7 protein-coding genes are annotated in these 8,504 nt (G+C 48.8%); all 7 read right to left on the minus strand.

Annotated features, from left to right (window positions below; genetic code table 11):
- Positions 1-2 precede the first annotated feature (2 nt).
- A complete protein-coding gene (locus E2R66_RS26890) occupies positions 3-2,654 on the minus strand; it encodes a glycoside hydrolase family 78 protein (RefSeq protein ID WP_133236716.1) in 2,652 nt (883 codons plus the stop codon).
- A gap of 126 nt (positions 2,655-2,780) precedes the next feature.
- Positions 2,781-3,515 carry a 3-keto-disaccharide hydrolase gene (locus tag E2R66_RS26895; RefSeq protein WP_133236714.1) on the minus strand — a complete coding sequence of 245 codons (735 nt, stop codon included), beginning with the start codon at positions 3,513-3,515 and terminating at the stop codon, positions 2,781-2,783.
- 29 nt (positions 3,516-3,544) lie between these two features.
- Complete coding sequence (locus E2R66_RS26900) at positions 3,545-5,260, minus strand: GMC oxidoreductase (RefSeq protein WP_133236712.1); 1,716 nt, start codon at positions 5,258-5,260, stop codon at positions 3,545-3,547.
- A gap of 22 nt (positions 5,261-5,282) precedes the next feature.
- Entirely contained in the window at positions 5,283-5,534 is a 252-nt protein-coding gene (locus tag E2R66_RS29415) for a hypothetical protein (RefSeq protein ID WP_449406736.1), read from the minus strand.
- 106 nt (positions 5,535-5,640) lie between these two features.
- Positions 5,641-6,375 (minus strand): glucosamine-6-phosphate deaminase, encoded by a 735-nt coding sequence (locus E2R66_RS26905; protein WP_133236710.1) that lies wholly within the window; start codon positions 6,373-6,375, stop codon positions 5,641-5,643.
- A gap of 147 nt (positions 6,376-6,522) precedes the next feature.
- Positions 6,523-7,620 carry a Gfo/Idh/MocA family protein gene (locus E2R66_RS26910; RefSeq protein WP_204986000.1) on the minus strand — a complete coding sequence of 366 codons (1,098 nt, stop codon included), beginning with the start codon at positions 7,618-7,620 and terminating at the stop codon, positions 6,523-6,525.
- 6 nt (positions 7,621-7,626) lie between these two features.
- The gene (locus E2R66_RS26915) at positions 7,627-8,310 is read right to left on the minus strand and encodes a GDSL-type esterase/lipase family protein (protein WP_133236708.1); all 684 of its coding nucleotides are present in this window, start codon (positions 8,308-8,310) and stop codon (positions 7,627-7,629) included.
- Positions 8,311-8,504: the final 194 nt, after the last annotated feature.

Consider the following 8,504-nt stretch of genomic DNA (forward strand, 5'->3'; position numbering starts at 1 on the left):
ATTTATTTCACCACAAATTGATAAGTGCCGGCAGTGATGGCATAATCTTTAACGCTGTTTACCAATTTTCCGTCTAAATAAATCTTTTTATCCTGCGGTAAGGTAACGCTTGCTGTGGTATTTGCCGGGACGGTAACTTTATATTCAACTGTATTGCCATTGCGTTTCCATGAAGAAATAATCTTGCCATAAGGGCTGGTATGCGCTGCTTCGAACTGGTTTAGCCCTGCTACGAAATTCGGTTTCAATACTACATGCTTAAAGCCCGGCTGCTTTTCGTCCGGCGCTATGCCGCCTATGCCACGGTAAAGCCACGCGCCAATACCGCCGAACATGATGTGGTTGAGCGATATATCGTTCTTGGCATCTATGGCCCAGTTCTCGTAAAGCGTGGTAGCGCCGTTCACCATCCACCAGCCCCAGGATGGGTAGGTTTCCTGCGCAGCAATTTTGTAAGCAACATCGGCATAACCGTTATCGCTCAGGGCGTTCATGATGGCTTTGCCGCCCAATATCCCCACATCCAAATGGAAGTTATCAGCTGAAACGCGTTTCGCCAGATTAGCCGCCACGCGTGCTTTGAATGCATCCGGCACTATGCCCATAAACAGCGGCACGCTCAGCTCGGTTTGCAATCCTGTGTTGTAGCTGCCGGTTTGCACGTTCAGGTATTTATCGTTAAACGCATTTTTAATTTTGGCCTGCAGGGCTGTGTATTTGGCATAATCATCGGTCTTGCCCAGTAGTTTGGCAATTTTGGCGAGGATAGTTACATCGGCGTAATAGTAGCAGGTAGAGGTGAGCTCTACTGGTGAAACGGATTTTACCGGCACCCAATCGCCAAGTCCCCAACTGCAAAGGCCCGATGGATAAAGCTGATCGATGTGATTTACGTAACGGCGGATATTATCGTAATTATCGGCCAGTATTTTCTGGTTGCCGTAAAACATATAAACGTTCCACGGAATCATGGCCACGGTGCTGGTCCAGTCCGGGCCGTTGCCCCATTCGTAACCCCAGCCTGCTGTGGGAATGATGGAAGGTAAAACGCCGTTGGGCTGCTGCTCGTCGCGATGGTCGGCCATCCATTTCTCGTAAACGGTGATGCCGTCGAAATTATAAAGACCTGTTTCTGATGCGATGATGGCATCGCCAGTCCAGCCGTTCTTTTCGCGCTGAGGGCAATCAGTTGGGTAGCCGAAAAGGTTGCTGAGGTACGAGTTATTGGTGGCGTACCATATTTTGTTAATGGTTGGGTTAGAGGTATTCACCTGCCCAATGGGGGCAACATCGCTATGCATAAAATAGCCGGTAAGGCTTTCTTTGGTCAATTCGATGGGGGCGCTGCTGCTTATCTCTACGTATTGGAAGCCCTTGTAATTGAACTTGGGCATAAAGGTTTCGGTTCCTTTGCCACTCAGGGTAAAAATATCTACCTGGAAAGGGTCCTTATCGTCGGTAGGGCGGTAGTGCAAATCGATATTGGAAAGGTCTACATGCCCGTCTTTATACAGCCTTTCGCCATGCTTCAGGCGGATGACAGTGCCTGCTTTGCCGCTTACGGTTATCTTGCTCACGCCGGAAATATTCCTCCCCAAGTCAAAAACATAATTCCCATTATCCATTTTGCTTAGGGTTTTAGCCGAGATTTCTTCCACCGCGCGGATAGGCACCACCTGTTGCGATACGATGTTCTGCGATGGAGTGGGGCGGGCAAAGGCCTGTTTCCATTTGGTATCGTCGAAAGCGGCGGTGTTCCATCCGGGTTGATCTAACCGGGCATCGTAATGCTCGGCCGTATAAATGCTGTTGAGAGTTATGGGGCTGAGATCCGTTTTCCAATGTTCGCTGCTGGTGATGGTGTCGAAAGTGCCATCATCGTAAGTTATCCTCAAATCGAGGCAGAAGGTGGGCCGCGCGCGCCATGATGCCAAATGGAAATCCCAAACGGCTGTGCTTTGGTGATTGTACCATCCGTTGCCCAGCAATACGCCAATGGCGTTTTTGCCGGCAGCTATCTGTGCGGTCACATCGTAAGTAACGTAAAGCGTACGCCTGTCGAAGCGGGTGTACATGGGGTCCAGCCGGTGGTTGCCAATTTTTTGGCCATTGATATAAAGTTCGTATAAACCCGCCACGGCGATGTATGCCCTGGCCGATTTTACCTTTTTGCCGGTGCTGAATGTGGTGCGGAAGTAGGGGGTGGGCTTTACGTTAAAGCCATTCTGATCGCTTATCCAGCTGCCCTTCCAGTTGCCCATGCCCATCATACCGGTTTCGAAACGGCTGATGGCCGACGGCGTTGCCTTTACGCCGTTTTTATCCCAGGTAGTAACTTTCCAGTAATATTTGGTAAAGGGCTGTAGGGCTTTTCCCTGGTAGGTCGCCAATATATCCGCCGAAACAATTCTGGCGGTCGCCCAGGCTTCGCCGGTGCCCTTGCTAACTGCTGCTGAATCCATACCTACGATGATTTGGTAGGCCGTTTGCACAGCACCCTGGCGGTTATCGGCTATCATCCAGCTTAGGCGCGGATGCGGTGAATCTACTCCGAGCGGGTTTACCAGGTATTCGCAATGCAGGTTTACGGGTTGGGCGGCAAATGAATTAAGGGTGAACAGAAAACAAGCAAGCAGAGAGGTGAGTAATTTCATGGGATGGCTAATATCGAAATTAGCGCGGGGCTTAGCAAGGAAAATACAATGCTTCGCATCCTCATCTGTCTGCTATGGCTTCAGGACAGTATAGACGCGATATTTTGCGTTTCTAGGTCAGAAGATTTACAATCTCTTTATTTTGATGTCCCTGAACCACACGTCCGCGCCATGATCCTGTAAGGCTATATGGCCTTTTTTGAAAGTGCCGAAGTCGGGATAGTCCTTGAATTTGCTGTCGGCGATTAGTTTTTTCCAGTTATCGGTCCATAGCTTGGTGGTTAGCACCTGCTCATCGTTGATGAAAATGTTAAGTACGCCACCACTCACCAGTACCACGGTTTTGTTCCATTCGCCTGCTGGTTTAACGTGATCTTTGCTTATCGATAGCAGGTCGTACAAGTCGCCAGCGCGATGTTTAATAATTGCACCGTCCTCATTTTCCCTATTATCTGCTATCTGTGTTTCTATGCCGGTGTGCCAGCAGTAGGGGTATTTTTTAGGGTCTTCGTTCACCAGAAATATGATACCGCTGTTACCCGCTCGCGATATTTTCCACTCCGCGCTAAACTGAAAGTTTTCATATTCGCTATCGGTAACCAGGTCGCCTCCGTTTTTGGTTTGCCAGTTGCCTTTTTGCGAGGCATCTAAATGGAGCACGCCGTTTTCAGCTTTCCAGGCTCTGCCGGCTTCGGTTTTGCCATAGGTGTGCCATCCTTTGGTTGTTTTGCCGTCAAAAAGGGGTTTCCATGTGGTATCGATAGAGGTGGTGCTATCTGTATTTGCCGCAGTATTATTTTTTGATGAATTGCAGCCGCTCATAATCGCCGCCGCAAATATCAACACTAAAAAGCTTCTCATAGTACTTAGTTTATCAATCTCACAAATCGTTACAAATTCCCTTTTTTTATCTCGCTTACCGCGTAGGTTGCCGCACGTGCGGTTAGGGCCATATACAAAATAGACGGGCTTTGGTTGCCCGTGCTGGCCATACAAGCCCCATCGGTAACGAATACGTTTTTACAATGATGCATTTGGTTCCATTCATTAAGCAGCGAGGTTTTGGGGTCTTTGCCCATACGCACACCGCCCATCTCATGTATATCTAACCCGGGAGCCTGCTTATTGTTGTAGGTGCTAATGTTTTTGCATCCGGCTTTTTCCAGCATTTCGCTGGTTTGAGTAAGGAAATCATTAATCATCCGTTCGTCGTTATCATCATAACTTACGGAAGTAACCAGCAAAGGGATGCCCCACTGGTCTTTTTTATCTTCGCTAAGTCTAACGTGGTTGCTTTCCTTAGGTACGGTTTCGCCCTGCAGGTAGGCAAATACGTGCCATGGGCCCGGTTCGCACATATCATCTTTATACTGGGCGCCAACCTGGCCCTGGCCGGTTTCGGGTGTGTGTTGGTCGCGGTAGGCGTTCATAAACGTGGTGTAGCCGCCGTAAAAATCTGTTTCCTGTTTGTGCAGGTTGCGGAAGTTGACCAGTATCAGGTCAGTTGGGTTGCGGCCGAAATAATATTTGTCCAGAAAGCCGTCGATATCTGCCGAAACCGAAGCGCGGTAATTATGAAAAGCAATGTACTTGCCCAGTAAGCCGCTGTCGTTGCCCAAACCATTAGGGAAACGGTTCGATTTGGAATTGAGCAGCACCAGGTTGCTATTAAGTGCCGAAGCATTCAGGAAGATGATGCGTGCCTTATATTCTATCACCTCCTTGGTGTTGGCATCTATCACGCGTACGCCCGAGGCTTTGCCCAACTTTTCATCATAAATAATAGAGTGGACCACCGAATGCGGGCGGATGGTGAGGTTTCCTGTCTTTTTCGCCCATGGCAAGGTGGAACTCACCGAACTGAAGTACCCGCCGAATGGGCATCCGCGCATGCACATATTACGTGCCTGGCATTTACCGCGGCCCTGGTCCAGGTGTACCTGCTGCGGGTCGGTGAGGTGTGCCCAACGCGCATGCACCAGGTGGCGGTCGGTATAGTTTTCTTTTAATTTTTGCTTGATGTGGGTAAGCGGGGCGTTCATGTCGAACGGCTTCATAAACTCGCCGTCGGGCATGGCCTCCAGGCCGTCTTTATTGCCGCAAATGCCGATGAATTTCTCTACATGGCTGTACCATGGCGCTACATCTTTATAGCCGATTGGCCAGCCGATACCGTAGCCAAAACGCTCGGGCGCGGTGAATTCGAAATCGCTCCAGCGTTGGGTGGCGCGCCCCCAGGTTAGCGATTTGCCACCTACCTGGTACCCGCGTATCCAGTCGAAAGGCTTTTCCTGTATGTAGGGGTGGTCGGCATCTTTTACGAAGAAGTGGTCGCAATCATCGCCATAGCCTGCTGCTTTGGTTATCAGCGGGTTTTCTTGCTGCTGTTGCCGGTTTATGCGGGCGCGGTAGCGAAATTCCCAGGGTGGGGTGGTAGCAGTGGGGTAATCTTTGATATGCTCCACGTTGCGGCCACGCTCCAGCACTAATGTTTTTAAACCTTGTTCGCAAAGCTCTTTTGCCGCCCAGCCGCCGCTGATGCCCGAGCCGATCACTATCGCATCGTACGTTAACGACGCAACATCATCCTTCAAATTTACCGACATGTAGTTCCTGTTATAATTGGTATTATAAAGATGAGGAAATTAATTGTGAAATGTGATTATTTAACTGAGTTGTGGAAGGGCTTTCACCCGTTTTTATGTAACAATTTGATGAGGAATTTGCGAGGATGAGCGAGGCCCCGGCATCCAGCCCCAACAGCTGACCGATGCAGTAAGCTGCGTTAAAGTTATCGCCGGCACCTGTGTAGCTGGTCGGGTTGGCAATAAAAACCGGCGTAGCGGAATAGCTGCCCGATGTGTCCCCGGGGCCAGCAATATTTTTGAGGTGTGGAAGATGAGTGTATCAATATCAAGAGCTGGAAAGAATGCGTAGCCCGGCGCTTGTAGCTCGTCCGCAATTTCCAGCCCTGCGCATACATGGTTTATGATGAATGTTTCAGTTGTGAAGCTGCGCCTTCATCCAGCAGGATGCGGGCATTTTTTATGGTTTGCAGGATGGAAGCCGGTACAGCAGTGCTCATTTCGCTCTGCAGACTCTCTGCAATGATGCCTGCTTTTTTCTCACCTGAAGCAATCAGAACGGCCCATTTAGCTTCAGAAAAATGTTTTAAGCCGAGGGTAATCCCCTGCGTTAAAGCCGTTTCCTGCTTAAAGTATTTCTGACCCACTTCTACAGTGATGGGTGCTAATTCTGACAGGTGCGCGTACAAGTCAAACGGGGTACCGGGTTCATTCAGGCCCAAATGCCCGTTCATTCCAATGCCAACGATCATGATATCCAGCCCGCCGTGGCTGCTGATGAAATGGTTGATGCGCTCGCATTCGGCCGTAAGATCTTCGGCTTTGGCATCGAACATCACCACCCGCTCCGGGTCAAAATCGAGATGGTCGAAGAAATTGGTGTGCAGGTAATGCTTGCAACTGCCGTAGTCGCGCTCGTCCATGCCTACCCATTCGTCCAGCCCGATGATGGTGCATTGGCTAAAATCGGCTTTGCCTGCTTTGGCGTATTGTATCAAATATTTCAGCATCCCTGTTGGCGATTCCCCTGAAGGAAAAACAATCAACGACTTAGGCTTTACAGATAAATATACAGCAACCAGATCGGCTGCTGCGCGGGACATATCGTCGTTGGTGGGGTATATGGATATTTTCATTTTTTCTAGTCTTTTTTTAACCGCAGAGGGCACAGAGAAAGAAACACAGAGATTGCACAGAGTTGGTTCATTCAATATGTTTAGCACGCAAAGGCGCAAAGACGCTAAAAATTTTGCTTTGCGACTTGGCGTCTTTGCGTGAACTTACTATTCTTCATTAACATAATTCAGCCACAAATCTACCGGCTTAGCCACTTTAGCACTAAACGGTAAATTAATCTTTTTGCCTTGCCCTGCCGATGCATAAGCCGCGTAGATCAGTTCCATCACAGCGCGGCCATCGTCGCCGGTTACCAATGGCGTTTTATCTTCTCTTACGCATGCTATAAAGTGCTTCAGTTCGTGCGGGTAGCCCTGGTTAAATACTTCCTCAAACACCGTGAAGCTCCAGCCGGCTGTGGTATCGGCTTTTTCCATGGCGTAGCCATAACCTTCGCGGCTATAGGTGATGGCTGCGTTCCCCATAAACAGGTCGGCATATATAACGCCGCCGGTGCCGTATATCTCGCATTTATCGTCCATGCCGCCGTGTTTGGCCCAGCTGCTTTCGGCAATGCAGGTTACACTGTTCTCAAATTCTACTATCACTACGGCGTTATCTTCGCCTTTAGTACGGCCCTTATGGAAAACGGTATCCATGGTAGCGTAAACGCTTTTTACTTTGGCGTGGTTGGTCATCCAGCGGAACCAGCCCAGGGCGTGGCAACCCATATCCATCAGTACGCCGCCGCCTGCCAGGTTAATATCGTAGAACCAGTCGGTATGCGGGCCGCTGTGTTTTTCTGATTGTTTGAGCATATACACCTCGCCAATGGCACCTTCCTTTACCAAATGCCTTGCCCGCTCATATTTTGGCGCGAAGCAAAGTTCCTCGGCATACATCAGCTTTACATTATTGGCCTTGCAGGTGGCTATCATTTCATCAGCTTCTTCCAGCGTTACGGCAAGCGGTTTTTCGATGATGATATGCTTGCCTGCTTTTGCTGCTTTGATGCAGCATTCGGCATGGAGGTAGTTGGGTACGCAGATATCCACTACCTCGCAATCGGTATTGGCAAGCAGTTCATCCACATTGCTAAACCATTGCGCAATGTGGAATTTCTCTGCGAAGGCTTTTGCTTTTTCCGGGTTGCGGGCGTAAACGGCCACTACTTCGGCCTCGGGGATAAAACGATGATACGATTCGAGGTGGATGTCGGAGATAAAACCGGCACCCAATATGGCAACTTTGGTTCTTTTCATCATGTATAATTATAGGTATTTCATCTTTTTAAGGTAATCCACCCAAATTACATAGGCTTCGGGTTTCAGGTGCAGCCCTTCGTAGGTGTACTCATCCTTTAGCCGGCCGTTCCTATCGGCAAAAAGCTGGGTGAGGGTGATGTAGGTATAATTCAGTGCCGAGGCGTTTGCTTTTAACATGGCGTTTACGCGCGGGATATGCTCTGCCTTATCATAATGCTGCGGGAATTTGGCATGCAGCGTATTTAGCGGCAGGATGCTTTGCACATATATTTTCGTATTCGGGCTTTTGGCGTGTACCTGCTTTATGATCTTGAAATAATTGTAAGCGATGACCGAATCGGGGATGTCCTTACCAATATCGTTGATGCCGATGAGGATGAATAGTTTTTTGGGTTCGCGGTCGGTAATATCGTCCAGGCGTTTCAACAAGCCGAAGGTAATGTCGCCGCCGATGCCGCGGTTGAGCACAGTGCTATCATTCAGCAGTTTGTCCCAGTTGCCCATCTCGGTAATACTGTTGCCCAAAAAGATGGTTACACCTTTAACAATGGGCTGTTTGGCAAATATGGCGAGGCGTTGCGGTGTGTGCTCGGGTATAAAAGGGATGGTATCGAACAGGTTTTGATTGGTCGGTTTTTGCTGCGCCTGTGCCATAAAAGGCAACACTAGCAGCAGGAATAAATATTTCATCGTAGTTTGTAATTGGCGATTTAAAAATACAATAAAATGTCAATCGCTAATTGTCTGAAACTCGAATTTAATGAATAGGATTATGTATTTAGTTCGCATTTAATCATTTTGTAATTTACGGGTTTAGCCTCGGTCATTCTGGTTATAAGTTTATCAAAAATTGAGTTCATATGCCCCCTTCTGTTAAAACGGAA

The sequence above is a fragment of the Mucilaginibacter psychrotolerans genome, from assembly GCF_004519315.1.
In the GTDB taxonomy this organism is placed as follows: Bacteria; Bacteroidota; Bacteroidia; order Sphingobacteriales; family Sphingobacteriaceae; genus Mucilaginibacter; species Mucilaginibacter psychrotolerans.

What these genes read in the sequence shown, in the direction of transcription:
- E2R66_RS26890 (WP_133236716.1), bottom strand. Translation starts at nt 2,654, where the DNA reads ATGAAATTACTCACCTCTCTGCTTGCTTGTTTTCTGTTCACCCTTAAT.
- E2R66_RS26895 (WP_133236714.1), bottom strand. Translation starts at nt 3,515, where the DNA reads ATGAGAAGCTTTTTAGTGTTGATATTTGCGGCGGCGATTATGAGCGGC.
- E2R66_RS26900 (WP_133236712.1), bottom strand. Translation starts at nt 5,260, where the DNA reads ATGTCGGTAAATTTGAAGGATGATGTTGCGTCGTTAACGTACGATGCG.
- E2R66_RS26905 (WP_133236710.1), bottom strand. Translation starts at nt 6,375, where the DNA reads ATGAAAATATCCATATACCCCACCAACGACGATATGTCCCGCGCAGCA.
- E2R66_RS26910 (WP_204986000.1), bottom strand. Translation starts at nt 7,620, where the DNA reads ATGATGAAAAGAACCAAAGTTGCCATATTGGGTGCCGGTTTTATCTCC.
- E2R66_RS26915 (WP_133236708.1), bottom strand. Translation starts at nt 8,310, where the DNA reads ATGAAATATTTATTCCTGCTGCTAGTGTTGCCTTTTATGGCACAGGCG.